At 67.7% G+C, this 12,393-nt stretch carries 12 protein-coding genes; 6 read left to right on the forward strand and 6 right to left on the reverse strand.

Going from position 1 to position 12,393, the window contains the following annotated elements; all coding sequences use genetic code 11:
• Nucleotide 1: 1 nt before the first annotated feature.
• Genes nuoL through ACZ522_RS16820 form a run of 3 tightly spaced genes read left to right on the forward strand, consistent with a single transcriptional unit; the run spans nt 2 to nt 5,087 of the window.
• The gene (nuoL, locus tag ACZ522_RS16810; protein ID WP_379697013.1) at nt 2-2,041 is read left to right on the forward strand and encodes an NADH-quinone oxidoreductase subunit L; all 2,040 of its coding nucleotides are present in this window, start codon (nt 2-4) and stop codon (nt 2,039-2,041) included.
• The gene (locus ACZ522_RS16815) at nt 2,038-3,567 is read left to right on the forward strand and encodes a complex I subunit 4 family protein (protein WP_379697010.1); all 1,530 of its coding nucleotides are present in this window, start codon (nt 2,038-2,040) and stop codon (nt 3,565-3,567) included. Before nuoL ends, ACZ522_RS16815 begins: the two co-directional genes overlap by 4 nt.
• Nucleotides 3,567-5,087 carry an NADH-quinone oxidoreductase subunit N gene (locus ACZ522_RS16820; protein WP_379697007.1) on the forward strand — a complete coding sequence of 507 codons (1,521 nt, stop codon included), beginning with the start codon at nt 3,567-3,569 and terminating at the stop codon, nt 5,085-5,087. Before ACZ522_RS16815 ends, ACZ522_RS16820 begins: the two co-directional genes overlap by 1 nt.
• Before the next feature lie 112 nt (nt 5,088-5,199).
• Here the strand turns inward: ACZ522_RS16820 and ACZ522_RS16825 are convergent, their stop codons facing one another.
• The gene (locus tag ACZ522_RS16825; protein WP_379697004.1) at nt 5,200-5,601 is read right to left on the reverse strand and encodes a DUF7522 family protein; all 402 of its coding nucleotides are present in this window, start codon (nt 5,599-5,601) and stop codon (nt 5,200-5,202) included.
• A gap of 130 nt (nt 5,602-5,731) precedes the next feature.
• Between ACZ522_RS16825 and ACZ522_RS16830 the strand changes: the two genes are divergently transcribed.
• Both ACZ522_RS16830 and ACZ522_RS16835 read left to right on the forward strand, forming a co-directional pair.
• The gene (locus ACZ522_RS16830) at nt 5,732-7,201 is read left to right on the forward strand and encodes a DHH family phosphoesterase (RefSeq protein ID WP_379697001.1); all 1,470 of its coding nucleotides are present in this window, start codon (nt 5,732-5,734) and stop codon (nt 7,199-7,201) included.
• Nucleotides 7,202-7,270: 69 nt separating this feature from the next.
• Nucleotides 7,271-8,059 carry a CBS pair associated ParBc domain-containing protein gene (locus ACZ522_RS16835; protein WP_379696998.1) on the forward strand — a complete coding sequence of 263 codons (789 nt, stop codon included), beginning with the start codon at nt 7,271-7,273 and terminating at the stop codon, nt 8,057-8,059.
• Here the strand turns inward: ACZ522_RS16835 and ACZ522_RS16840 are convergent, their stop codons facing one another.
• From ACZ522_RS16840 to ACZ522_RS16850, 3 genes are all read right to left on the reverse strand, one after another.
• Entirely contained in the window at nt 8,060-8,290 is a 231-nt protein-coding gene (locus ACZ522_RS16840) for a DUF7543 family protein (RefSeq protein WP_379696994.1), read from the reverse strand. It lies immediately after the preceding gene.
• Between the two features lie 55 nt (nt 8,291-8,345).
• A complete protein-coding gene (locus tag ACZ522_RS16845; RefSeq protein ID WP_379696991.1) occupies nt 8,346-8,519 on the reverse strand; it encodes a hypothetical protein in 174 nt (57 codons plus the stop codon).
• A gap of 107 nt (nt 8,520-8,626) precedes the next feature.
• The gene (locus tag ACZ522_RS16850) at nt 8,627-9,703 is read right to left on the reverse strand and encodes a DUF7544 domain-containing protein (RefSeq protein WP_379696989.1); all 1,077 of its coding nucleotides are present in this window, start codon (nt 9,701-9,703) and stop codon (nt 8,627-8,629) included.
• 108 nt (nt 9,704-9,811) lie between these two features.
• Between ACZ522_RS16850 and ACZ522_RS16855 the strand changes: the two genes are divergently transcribed.
• Nucleotides 9,812-10,975, forward strand: coding sequence for an aminopeptidase P family protein (locus ACZ522_RS16855; RefSeq protein ID WP_379696986.1), 1,164 nt, complete (start codon nt 9,812-9,814; stop codon nt 10,973-10,975).
• A gap of 25 nt (nt 10,976-11,000) precedes the next feature.
• On the opposite strand, the gene ACZ522_RS16860 is transcribed toward ACZ522_RS16855, so the two are convergent.
• Together ACZ522_RS16860 and ACZ522_RS16865 are read right to left on the reverse strand one after the other, a co-directional pair.
• Entirely contained in the window at nt 11,001-11,177 is a 177-nt protein-coding gene (locus ACZ522_RS16860) for a zinc ribbon domain-containing protein (RefSeq protein ID WP_379696983.1), read from the reverse strand.
• A gap of 118 nt (nt 11,178-11,295) precedes the next feature.
• Entirely contained in the window at nt 11,296-12,393 is a 1,098-nt protein-coding gene (locus ACZ522_RS16865) for a phosphotransacetylase family protein (protein WP_379696980.1), read from the reverse strand.

Here is a 12,393-nt window from a genome sequence, read left to right on the forward strand (position 1 = left end):
CATGGCAGGAATACTCGACTTCACTCCGGCGATCGTCTTGTTGCCGTTCGTCTCGTTCCTCGTCGCCCTCTTCTTGGGCGGGCGTCTGCCCAAGGGCGGCGCGCTGGCGGGCATCGCCGCGACTGCGGGTTCGCTCGTACTGTCGCTGGCGACGTTCTTCGCCGTCAGTCAGGGACGGACGATCGACACGACCATCTACACGTGGGCCACCGGCGCGCAGGACGCGCTGACGCTCACGTTCGGCATCCTCATCGACCCGCTGTCGGCGATGATGCTCGTCATCGTGACGCTCATCGCCTTCCTGGTCCACATCTTCAGCCTCGGGTACATGAACGACGAGGGCGAGGTCGGCCTCCCGCGCTACTACGCCGGGCTCGGCCTGTTCACCGCCTCCATGCTCGGGTTCGTCGTCGCCGACAACCTGCTCATGGCGTTCATGTTCTTCGAGCTTGTGGGCCTCTGTTCGTTCCTCCTCATCGGCTTCTGGTTCCGCGAGCAGGGACCGCCGAGCGCAGCGAAGAAGGCGTTCCTGGTCACCCGCTTCGGTGACTACTTCTTCCTCGTCGGCGTCGTCGCGGTGTTCGCCACGTTCGGCACCGCGCAGTTCGCAGGCGAACACGCGTTCCCCGTCCTCGCGGAGGAAGCGCTGGCGTCCGGCGCCACGGGCGAGATAAACACGTTCGGCTTCGCGCCGCAGACGTGGTTCACCATCGTGGGACTGCTGGTTCTCGGCGGCGTCGTCGGGAAGTCCGCGCAGTTCCCCCTCCACACGTGGCTCCCGGACGCCATGGAGGGTCCGACGCCCGTCTCGGCGCTCATCCACGCCGCGACGATGGTCGCCGCCGGGGTGTACCTCGTCGCGCGGATGTACGGCTTCTACGCGCTGTCGCCGACGGCGCTCGCCATCATCGCGCTGATCGGGGGCTTCACCGCCCTCTTCGCCGCGACGATGGGCGTCGTCAAGCAGGAGATAAAGCAGGTGCTGGCATACTCGACCATCTCGCAGTACGGGTACATGATGCTCGCACTCGGCGCGGGCGGGTACGTCGCGGCGACGTTCCACCTGCTCACCCACGCCTTCTTCAAGGCGCTCCTGTTCCTCGGCGCGGGGTCGGTCATCATCGCGATGCACCACAACGAGAATATGTGGGACATGGGCGGTCTCAAAGACAAGATGCCCGTGACCTACTGGACGTTCCTCTCGGGGTCGCTCGCGCTCGCCGGCATCTTCCCGTTCTCGGGCTTCTGGTCGAAAGACGAGGTGCTGTTCGAGGCGCTCAACCACGGACTCGGCACCGAGGGCGGCCTCGGGACGGTGTTGCTCGTCGCGTACGCCTTCGGCCTGCTCGCGGTGTTCTTCACCGGGTTCTACACGTTCCGGATGGTGATGCTCACCTTCCACGGTGAGCCCCGGTCCGAGACGGCGCGGAACCCCCACGGCGTCCGCTGGAACGTCAAGCTCCCGCTGGCGGTGCTGGGAATCCTCGCCGCGGTCATCGGCTTCGTGAACATGGTGCCGGTCGAGGAACTGACGGGCATGCACCTCACGTTCCTCCACGACTGGCTCGACCACGGAATCAGCGGGCTGACGGCCCACCACTACCTCGAAGTCCTCGAATCGGACTTCGGCGCCGGCATCCACGCGGCGGGCTTCGACGCCCTCGTCTCGGGTGCCGTCTCGCTGGCTCTCGCCCTCGCGGGTGCGGGACTGGCGTTCCTGCTGTACAACGACCCCGAGCCGACGGAGCACACCGACAAGCTCGGCGGCATCAAGACGGTGCTGTACAACAACTACTACCAGGACGAGTACCAGGTCTGGCTGGCCACCGGCGTCGTGCAACCGCTGTCGCGCGCCGCGGACAAGTTCGACAACGGCGTCGTCGACGGCGTCGTCAACGGCGTCTCCAGCGTCAGCCTGCTGTCGGGTAGTCGCGTCCGTCGGATTCAGACGGGGGTCGTGAGCAACTACGCTGCGCTCCTCACCCTGGGTCTGACGGCGTTACTTCTCGGATTCGGTATCCTCGGAGGGTGGTTCGTATGATAATCGAAGCGCTCATCGCAGTCACGTTCGTCTCCGCGCTGGTCGTGTTCGTCGCGCCGCGGCAACACGCCGGCGAGTTGGCGGCCGTGCTCAGTCTGCTCCCCGTCGTCGGGAGTCTCTACATGTGGTCACAGTTCGACGCGACCGGAAACGCCCTGCTCGGCGGCTCCATCGCGTTCGAGACGCAGTTCACCTGGCTCACGCTGGGCGGACTCGACCTGAACTGGTACGTCGGCGTCGACGGCATCAGCCTGCCGCTCGTCGTCCTCACGACGGTGCTCACGACGCTGGCGATAATCAGCGCGTGGACGCCCATCACGTCCCGGCAGTCCCAGTTCTACGGCCTCATGCTGTTCATGGAGGCGAACCTGCTCGGCGTGTTCACCGCGCTCGACTTCTTCGTCTGGTTCATCTTCTGGGAGGCCGTCCTCGTGCCGATGTACTTCCTCATCGGCGTCTGGGGCGGCCCGCGCCGGAAGTACGCGGCTATCAAGTTCTTCGTGTACACGAACATCGCGTCGCTCGTGATGTTCATCGGCTTCATCGCCCTCGTGTTCGGGCTGGGCGACTCCGTCAGTTCGCTCGGCTTGCCCGAGATATCGCAGGCGTTGCGGGCCGGCGAACTCGGCGGCTACGGCGCGCTCGACGCCGCGACGCTGAAGCTCGTCGCCTTCGTGGCGATGTTCCTCGGCTTCGCGGTGAAGGTGCCCGTCGCCCCGCTTCACACGTGGCTCCCGGACGCTCACGTCGAAGCGCCGACGCCGGTGTCGGTGATGCTGGCGGGCGTCCTCCTGAAGATGGGGACGTACGCCCTGCTCCGGTTCAACTTCACGATGATGCCCGACGTGGCACAGGCGCTCGTCGTGCCCATCGCGGTCATCGCCGTCGTCAGCGTCATCTACGGCGCGATACTGGCGCTGGCCCAGCAGGACCTCAAGCGCATCGTCGCCTACTCGTCGGTGTCGTCGATGGGGTACGTCATCCTCGGACTCATCGCGTACACGACGTACGGCGTCGGCGGCGCGACGTTCCAGATGGTCGCTCACGGCCTCATCTCCGGTCTGATGTTCATGGCCGTCGGCGTCATCTACAACACCACGCACACGCGCATGGTGGGCGACATGTCCGGCATGGCCGACCGGATGCCCGTCACCTCGGGCATCTTCGTGGCCGGCGCGTTCGGCTACATGGGCCTGCCGCTGATGGCCGGCTTCGCCGCGGAGTTCTTCATCTTCATGGGCGCGTTCGAGTCAACGGTTCACTCCGCGATGCCGCTGTTCACGGCGGCGGCGATGTTCGGCATCGTCATCGTGGCGGGCTACCTGCTGTTCGCCATGCAGCGGACGCTGTTCGGACCGTTCCGGTTCGACGGCGACTACGAGGTGACCGAGGCGGCGTTCCACGACGTCGCGCCGCTGGCGGTGCTTCTCGTCCTCGTCATCGCGCTCGGCGTGGCGCCGGACATCTTCTTCGAGATGATTCAACAAGCGGTTAATCCGATCCTCGAGACGGGAGGTGGTGCCTGATGTCCGCGAGCGCACTCGCGCTTCAGAGCACGCTCCCGGACTGGGCGGCGACGGCTCCGGCGCTCATCTTGGCGCTGACGGGGCTCGTCCTGCTCCTCATCGACAGTATCCACACCGCCCGCGAGGGCGTGAGCAACGCCGTGCTGGCCGGCGTCTCGGCCGCGGGGTCGCTGCTCGCGTTCGCCGTCGCCGGCTGGTTCCTCGTCGCCGGGACGGGACAGCCCGACACGGGCGGCGCGATATCGCTGTACGGCGACGTGATAGTCGTCGACGGGATGAGCCTGTTCTTCACGCTCATCTTCACCATCGTCGCCGCGATGGTCTCCATCGCGAGCTACGACTACCTCGAGGCGCAGACGACCCGCGGCGAGTACTACTCGCTCGTGATGTTCGCCGCCACCGGCATGACGCTCATGTCGATGGCGAACTCGCTGGCGACGGTGTTCGTCAGCCTCGAACTCGCCTCGCTCCCTTCCTTCGCCCTCGTGGCGTTCCTGAAGACGGACCGCGGGAGCATCGAGGCGGGTCTGAAGTACTTCCTCATCGGCGCGCTCTCCTCTGCGGTGTTCGTCTTCGGCATCAGCCTCGTCTACGCGGCGACGGGGTCGCTGCTGCTCGTCGAAATCGCCTCGGCCGTCGGCCAGACGCAGATGGTCGGCGTCCTCGGCATCGGCGTGATGATGCTCATCGGCGGGTTCGCGTACAAGACGGCCTCCGTGCCCTTCCACTTCTGGGCGCCCGAGGCGTACGAGGGAGCGCCCGCGCCCATCTCGGCGTTCCTCTCGTCGGCGTCGAAGGCGGCCGGTTTCGCCGTCGCCTTCCGCGTCCTCCTGGTCGCGTTCCCCCTCGGGCAACTGCCCGCGGGCCTCGATTGGGTGCTCGTCTTCCAGATCCTCGCCGTCGTCACGATGACGCTCGGTAACTTCGCCGCGGCGACTCAGGAGAACGTAAAGCGGATGCTCGCGTACTCCTCCATCGGGCACGCGGGCTACGCGCTCATCGGTCTCGCGGCGCTCTCCGTCGGCGGGCCGAACGCGGACGTCCTCGGCGCGTCGATGGCGCACCTGATGGTCTACGGCTTCATGAACACCGGCGCGTTCCTGTTCATCGCGATGGTGGAACGCTGGGGCGTCGGCCGCACGTTCGAGGACTACAACGGCCTCGCGACGCGCGCGCCGATGGCCTGCGTCGCCATGACCGTGTTCATGTTCAGCCTCGCGGGCCTCCCGCCGTTCGGCGGCTTCCTCTCGAAGTACTTCCTCTTTTACTCGGCCATCGAGGCCGGGTTCTGGTGGCTCGCCGCCTTCGGCGCGGTGAACAGCGCGCTGTCGCTGTTCTACTACAGTCGCGTCGTCAAGGCGATGTGGATAGAGGACCCAAAGGAGGGGCTCGAACTGGACACGAGTCCGGTCGGCCTCTACACGGCCGTCATCTTCGCGGCCGTCGGCACGATCCTGTTGCTGCCGGCGTTCGCGCCCGTCATCGAGACGGCGCAGACGGTCGCCGCGGCCCTCTTCTGAGGGGGCCGGGTTCGGCGACTCCGGCGACTTACCTCCGTCTTCTTCCTCTCCGGACGCGAAAACGCCGGAGAGCCGTCGCTGTCGTTCGAGTTCGCGTCGAGTCGGAGGGCCGTTACGCGGTAGACGCTACCTCTCGCTCATCGAGAACCTCCTGTAGCGCCGTCGCCACCTCTTCGGACCGACGCATCGTCAGTCCGTCCGTCGTGACGAACACGCCGTGTCCGCCGGCGGTGACGCGGGTGAGGTAGCCGTTCTCGAACGCCCGGATGGTGAACTCGTAGTCGCCGAGTTCGGAGCCTCTGTACGCTCGCTTCGCTCGAAAGCCGTCGGTTTCGTGCTCGACGAAGCCGGCCAAGTCGGCGTCCGAGTCGAGGTCGGACCGGAGGTACACCTGCGCGAACGACTCGGAGGCGAAGTACGTGATGCTGCGGAGACTGTCGCCGACTGCCGTCCGACAGGCTGCTTCGAGCGACTCTTCGAACTCCGTCCCGACGAGGTCAGGGTCGGCGTCCATGGCACCTCCTACCACAGGTGGGCGAGACATAACTCCATCGCCCGGTCGGAGGCGCCGCCGTCCGGTCGAAATCGGGGTCGGCCGCCGCCGTGACGGTAGGGTTTTCCCGCCGGGGACCGACGTTTCGGCCATGACACGGCGGTTGGTCCTCGGGTGCGGGACGGCCGCGCGCCGGTCCATAGAGCGGATGGCCGAGTGGCCGGGAGAACTCACCGTCCTCTCGCGGCGCGGGGGAGTGGTGGACTCCTTCCGCGAGGAGGGCGTCGACGCCGACAGGCGCGCGCCCGACGACGCGGAGGCGTACCCCGACCACGCCGACGTGGTGTTCGTCGCCAGCGACGACGCCGCGACGAACGTGGACGCCGTGCGCCTCGTCCGCGAGAAGTTCCCCGACGCCTACGTCGTCGGCTACCTCGGACAGGACGCCGACCACGACGACCGAGAGACGCTCACGTCGCTCGCGGACCGCACGATAGACGGACGGGCGGTGCTGTACAACCGAATTATCGACCTCGCCGGCGGGCAGTCCGCCGACCGACTTCACCGACTGTACCGCGTCCTCCGGAGCATCGACGGTCGCCTCGCGGTCGTGATGCACGACAACCCCGACCCGGACGCGATAGCGAGCGCGCTCGCGCTCTGCCGCATCGCGGACTCGGTGGGCGTGTCCGCCGACCCCTGCTACTTCGGGGAGATATCCCACCAGCAGAACCGGGCGTTCGTCAACCTGCTCGACCTCGACCTGTTGGAGCTCGACCCCGAGACGACCGTCGCGGCCTACGACGGCGTCGCCCTCGTGGACCACTCCCGGCCGGGGGTCAACGACGGCCTCTCGCCGGACGTGAACGTCGATATCGTCATCGACCACCACCCGCCGCGCGCCCCGGTCGAGGGGCGGTTCCTCGACCTGCGCCGCGACATGGGTTCGACGAGCACGCTCTTGGTGGACTACCTCCGGCGGTTGAACATCGACCCCGGCGAGACGGTGGCGACGGCGCTTCTCTTCGGCATCCGCGTGGACACGAGGGACTTCACGCGGGAGGTGTCGCCCGCGGACTTCGAGGCGGCGGCGTTCTGCCTCCCCGCCGCGGACCTCTCGTTGCTCCAACGCGTCGAGTCGCCGAGCATGAGTTCGGAGGTGTTAGAGACCATCGCCCGCGCCGTCCGCAACCGCGACGTGCGCGGGGAGGCGTTGGCGACGAACGTCGGCGAGATACGCGACCGAGACGCCCTCGCGCAGGCGGCCGACCGCCTGCTCGGCATGGACGGCGTGAGGATAGCCATCGTGTACGGCTTCGTGGACGACACGGTGCACGTCTCGGGGCGCGCCCGGGGCACGGAGGTCGACCTCGGGGAAACGCTCAGAGACGCGCTCAGCCCCATCGGGAGCGCCGGCGGGCACGCCGACATGGCGGGCGCGCAGATTCCGCTGGGCATCCTCGCGGACGTGGGCGAGGACTCCCGCGAGTCGCTCGAACGCGTCGTCGCGGAGGTCATCGCCGGGCGGTTCTTCGAGACGTTGAAGGACGCGACGATGATGCTCACGTCCGACGACGACGGCACGGACCTCACCTTCGAGTTCCCGATGGACGAGTGGTGAGGCCGGACCGACGGCGACGCGGGACGCCCCGGAGACACCCTTTTGGTTCGCACCCCCGTACCTCCGACGATGATTGGTAAGGCGACCGTCGAGGAGTACATGACGCGCGAGGTACAGACCGTGTCACCGACGGATTCGGTCGCCGACGTCGCCCGTCGCATCGTCGAGAGCGACGGCCACAACGGCTTCCCGGTCTGCGAGGGGCGGCGCGTCGAGGGGTTCGTCACCGCCCGCGACCTCCTCTTGGAGGACGACGACGCGCCCATCTTCACCGTCATGACGGAGAACATCATCGTCGCGCACCCGGAGATGAAAGTGACCGACGCCGCGCGCGTCATCCTCCGGTCGGGCATCCAGAAACTCCCCGTCGTGGACGACGCGAGCAACCTCGTCGGCATCATCTCGAACACGGACGTCATCCGCTCGCAGATAGAGCGCGCGACGCCCGAGAAGGTCGGGAAACTGATGCGGACGCTCGAACAGATACACGAGATACACGTCCACGAGGAACGGCAGACGGTCGGGCTGTCGAACCTCATCCCGACGCAGGGGCGGGTGTACGCCGACGAACTGGAGGGGCGGAAGTATGAACTCGAACGCGGACTGGCCGAACCCCTCGTCGTCATCGACAATCAGGGGACGATACTGCTCGCGGACGGCCACCACCGCGTGATGGCCGCGGACAGGGTGGGCGTCGAGGAGATGGACGCCTACGTCATCGTCCTCGACGACCCCGTCGAACTCGGCATGCAGCGAACCGCCGAGAAGGAGGGGTTAGAGTCCATCACCGACATCGAGGTGGTGGACTACGCGCGCCACCCGTTGGTGGAGACGACCCACCGCCTCCAGCAGTCCTGACTACTCCTCACCGCCGAACTCCGCCATCCACTCCTCGGCGAGTTCCCGCGCCGCCGCCTCGGAGTCGGTCCGTTCCCGTCGGTACCGTCGCTCCTCGGAGTCCTGATACAACTGGTCGAGGCGGACGGCCCACGTCTCGTCGGGTCGCCTGCGGACCCGTACCGTCACGTACCCGTCGTCGCGTTCCCACTCTCTGATTCGCCCGTCCGCTCTGACCTCACGCCAGCCCATACGCCTCCGTGGGCGCGCCCGGTACAAGTCTCCTCCTCTCGACTCCGGTCCGCCGTCACTCGGCGGCTTCGACCGACCGAGCGTCGGCCTCGACGGACGCCAGCGGCCCCCCGCGCTCCCCGCAGAGGGGGCACACGGAGTAGCCGAGCGAGTCGTATTCGACCGCGTCGGCTCTGGCGAGTTCGCCGCACGTCGCACACTCGAAGTACGAGACCCATTCGAACGACATACATTCACAATTCGGTGTATATAACATAGTTAATCGGCGCTTACCGGCGATTTCGGCCGTCTCGGCGAGTCGAGGTCGAAGCGGAGAACGGAGTAAGCCCGGCTTACTCAGACCCCGGCGGCGTCCGAATCGGCGTCGGCGGCCCCCGATTCCGGCCCCCTCTCCGCCGGTCGCTCCGGCGCGTCGGGTCGCGCCACGAGTGCGAGGTCGGAATCGACGCGCGCGAGGAAGTAAAGCGAGTAGTACCGGAAGTACGCGGCGACCGGAACGGTGACGAACAGGCCCGCCGCCGCGAGGCAGACGACGTACAGGGCGACGAGAGCGCCGACGAGGACCGTCCCCGTCGTCAGAGCGGCGGCGAACGGGGAGAACGCCGCCCAGACGACGGCGCCGAGGAGGACGAACGGTACGGCGACGACGAGGCCGACGAGGGCGAGTGCGACGGCGAGAAGCGCGCCCGAGAGGACGTTGAGCGCGATACGGATGACGACGTACAGCGCGAACTCCTTCCACTCGGCGCGCATCGACGGGAGGACGCGCCGCCACCCCGCGAGGACGCCGCAGTCCTCGACGAGCATCGCCGGAACGACGAAGTCGCGGGTCAACCCGAGGACGAGGGCGACGACGAAGGCGGCGAGGACGCCGACGAGGAGGACCGGGACGACGGCGAGTAACGCCCCCGGACCGAGGGCGATGCCGCCGAAGACGATCGCCGCGACGGGGACCGCGAAGAGTGAGAGGACGGCGGCGCCGAGAATCAGTTTGAACGCGAACAGTCGCGTCCCGTCGCCGAGGTGGGTTCGGAACGGGGTGCGGAGGCGCACGCGGGGGGACGTCACGTTGTCCACGAAGACGAACTCGAAGACCGAGGCGAGAAACGAGTGGAGGAGGAACAGGGCGAGGAGGACGGCGAGGAGACCGACGACGAGCGTGAACAGCGAGGCGGTGTCGAACGTCGGAACCGCCCCGCCGGGCGAGAACGTTCCGGGGTCGAAGTCGAGCGTCGGGCCGACGTTCGCCCCGGAGGTTCCGGACCCGTTCGTCGTCAGGGAGGCGTTCGTTCCGGTTCCGACGAAGAAGACGACGAGCGCCAACTTCGCCCACGTCCGGGGGTCGAACGGGAGGAGGAGGGACTGGGTCGCCGCGCGGGCGTCCGAGAGGGCGTCGACTGCGTTCCACGACATGCGGGTGAGTTGAACGTCCGACCCGGATAAAATCTCCTGTCGGGGCGGCGTCGCTCCGACGCACCCCGTCCCCCGCAGGTATTTGTCCCGCGGCGCGGAAGCGGTGCTATGCCAACCGCCTTCGAACGACGGACGCGCGACGCGCAGGCGGCCCTGTCGGACGCTGACGGTGCCGAAGGAGCGTCGGCAGGCGGTCAGACCACGTCTGACTACGCCGATGCGGACGCGCTCGTCTGCTTCCCCAGTCGGAACCTGTTTTACCTCTCGGGGTTCGCGGAGGACCCCGGCGAGCGACACCTCCTCTTTTTCCTGCCCGCGGAGGGCGACCCGACGTTCCTCGTGCCCGAACTGTACGGCGAACAGGTCCGCGCGGCGTCGTGGGTCGAGGACGTGCGAACGTGGGCGGACGACGACGACCCACTCGCCGCCGTCGAGTCAGTCGTTTCGGACCTCGATCTGCCCCCCGAACCGCGCGTCCTCCTCAACGACACGATGTGGGCGCGCTTCACCCACGACCTGCGGGCGGTGCTGTCGGATGCGACGTTCGGACTGGCGAGCGAAGTGCTGTCGGACCTCCGGATGCGGAAGGACGAGGCGGAACTCGACGCGATGCGGAGGGCCGCCGCGGCGGCGGACGAGGCGATGGAGTCGGTCCGCGCGATGGGGTCCGACGCCGTCGGACTGACCGAGAGCGAACTCGCCCGCGAGATAGAGCGACTGCTGGCCGAGGCGGGCGGGGAGGGCGTCTCCTTCGAGACCATCGTCGGGTCGGGGCCGAACGGCGCGATGCCGCACCACCACCACGGCGACAGGGAGATACGCGCGGGCGACCCGGTGGTCCTCGACTTCGGGACGCGCGTGGACGGCTATCCCAGCGACCAGACGCGCACCGTCGTCTTCGACGGCGACCCTTCGGAGACGTTCGCGGAGGCTCACGCCGTCGTCGAAGCGGCGTTGGCGGCGGGAGTCGAAGCGGTCGAACCGGGCGTGGCCGCCGAGTCGGTGGACCGCGCCGCCCGCGAGGTCATAGAGGAGGCGGGGTATGGCGACCGGTTCGTCCACCGAACCGGCCACGGCGTCGGACTCGACGTCCACGAGGAACCGTACATCGTCGAAGGGAACGACCGCAAACTCGAACCCGGGATGGTGTTCAGCGTCGAACCCGGAATCTATCTGCCCGAGGAGTTCGGCGTCAGGATAGAGGACCTCGTGGTCGTCACCGACGAGGGGTGCGAGCGGTTGAACCGCACCGACCGCGGGTGGGAGTGCTGAGGCGAGGGGGCGTCGCTCGACGGGGTTACTCGACCGGTTCGACGGCCGCGTCGCCGCAGTGGGGGCAGTGGTCGTAGTCCTCGCTCACCGGCTTCTCGCAGGAGCGACAGACGTACTCGGGGTCGCCCTCGGCGTCGTCTCCGCCGGTGAACGACCGCTTCGTCTCCTCGAACTTCCGCCCGGCTTTCTCGAACAGGCTCATCTGTGAACGGACGGGAGGAGCCCGAATAAGCGTTGGGTCGGCGTCTCCCGGGAGCGAACGGCCGTGCGGCGGTTCTCGAACGTCTCGCTACGGGACGTGCCGGACGGGGGACGGGGGCTTACGAGTCTCCGTCCCCGTCCTCGTCCTCGCCGGGCGCGACTTTGCCGACGAGTGCGTCCACGTCGGTGTGTTCGAAGAGGAGGTCGCGCATCAGGTCGACCGTCCGTTCGTCGCGGGTGCGACCCGACCGGATGACGTCCTCCGCGCGGTCGACGACGGTGAGGGTGTCGCCGTTGACGGTCATGACGGGCACGCCCTTCGATTCGGCCTTGCCGAGGACGGCCCCCGAGGGCCGGTGGCCGCCGGTGAGGATGATGGTCTTCACGCCGGGCGCTTCGAGGGCGGCGGTGATTATCTCGGAGCGGTCGCCGCCGGTGATGACCGCGGCGTCCTTCGTGCGCCGGAAGTACCGCAGGGCGGCGTCGCCGCCCATCGCGCCGACGAGGAAGCGTTCGACGTAGGCGTCCGTCTCGCCGCCGGTGACGAGGTTCGCGCCGAGTTCGTCGGCGAGTCCCTCGACGGTGACGCCCGCCAGTTCCTTCTCGCGCGGGACGACGCCGAGGACGGGGATGTCGCGGCCTTCGAGGAAGGGAACGACCTCCTGTTCGAGTTCGTCGAAGGCGCTGTCGGTGACGCCGTTGAAGAGGACGCCCGTCAGTCGGTCGCCGAACTGTTCGGCGGCGGCGACGACGTCGTCCAAGTCGGCCGTCTTCCGGTAGTCCGCGACGAGGAGGACGCCCGCGTCGAGGCGGTCCGCCACGTCCACGTCCGTCAGGTCCACGATGCCGCCGGTGGACCAGACGCCGCCGCCCTCGACGAGCATGAGGTCCTTCCCCTCCGAGAGTTGACCGAAGTACTCCTCGATTATCTCGGCGAGTTCCTCGCCGTCCTCCTGCCCGCGAATCGCGCCGTCGATGAACGTCGGCGAGTAGACGACGGGTTCCATCTGGTGCATCTCGGCGTCGAGTTCGAGCACTTCGCGCGCCAGCATCGGGTCCTGATCGAGCGTCTTGCCGACGTTCGACTGCAGGCGCGTGCCCTTGGGCTTCATGTAGCCCACGTCGAGGCCGCGTTCTTTCGCGAGTTGGCCGAGGGCGAGGGTGACGGCCGTCTTGCCGGTACTTTCGTGGGTCGAGGTGACGAGTAGCGTGTTCAT

It is taken from the genome of Halopelagius fulvigenes (genome assembly GCF_055398025.1).

What these genes read in the sequence shown, in the direction of transcription:
- ACZ522_RS16840 (WP_379696994.1), bottom strand. Translation starts at nt 8,290, where the DNA reads ATGGGCTGGCGTGAGGTCAGAGCGGACGGGCGAATCAGAGAGTGGGAA.
- ACZ522_RS16850 (WP_379696989.1), bottom strand. Translation starts at nt 9,703, where the DNA reads ATGTCGTGGAACGCAGTCGACGCCCTCTCGGACGCCCGCGCGGCGACC.
- ACZ522_RS16835 (WP_379696998.1), top strand. Translation starts at nt 7,271, where the DNA reads ATGATTGGTAAGGCGACCGTCGAGGAGTACATGACGCGCGAGGTACAG.
- ACZ522_RS16865 (WP_379696980.1), bottom strand. Translation starts at nt 12,393, where the DNA reads ATGAACACGCTACTCGTCACCTCGACCCACGAAAGTACCGGCAAGACG.
- ACZ522_RS16825 (WP_379697004.1), bottom strand. Translation starts at nt 5,601, where the DNA reads ATGGACGCCGACCCTGACCTCGTCGGGACGGAGTTCGAAGAGTCGCTC.
- ACZ522_RS16855 (WP_379696986.1), top strand. Translation starts at nt 9,812, where the DNA reads ATGCCAACCGCCTTCGAACGACGGACGCGCGACGCGCAGGCGGCCCTG.
- ACZ522_RS16845 (WP_379696991.1), bottom strand. Translation starts at nt 8,519, where the DNA reads ATGTCGTTCGAATGGGTCTCGTACTTCGAGTGTGCGACGTGCGGCGAA.
- ACZ522_RS16830 (WP_379697001.1), top strand. Translation starts at nt 5,732, where the DNA reads ATGACACGGCGGTTGGTCCTCGGGTGCGGGACGGCCGCGCGCCGGTCC.
- ACZ522_RS16815 (WP_379697010.1), top strand. Translation starts at nt 2,038, where the DNA reads ATGATAATCGAAGCGCTCATCGCAGTCACGTTCGTCTCCGCGCTGGTC.
- ACZ522_RS16820 (WP_379697007.1), top strand. Translation starts at nt 3,567, where the DNA reads ATGTCCGCGAGCGCACTCGCGCTTCAGAGCACGCTCCCGGACTGGGCG.
- nuoL (WP_379697013.1), top strand. Translation starts at nt 2, where the DNA reads ATGGCAGGAATACTCGACTTCACTCCGGCGATCGTCTTGTTGCCGTTC.
- ACZ522_RS16860 (WP_379696983.1), bottom strand. Translation starts at nt 11,177, where the DNA reads ATGAGCCTGTTCGAGAAAGCCGGGCGGAAGTTCGAGGAGACGAAGCGG.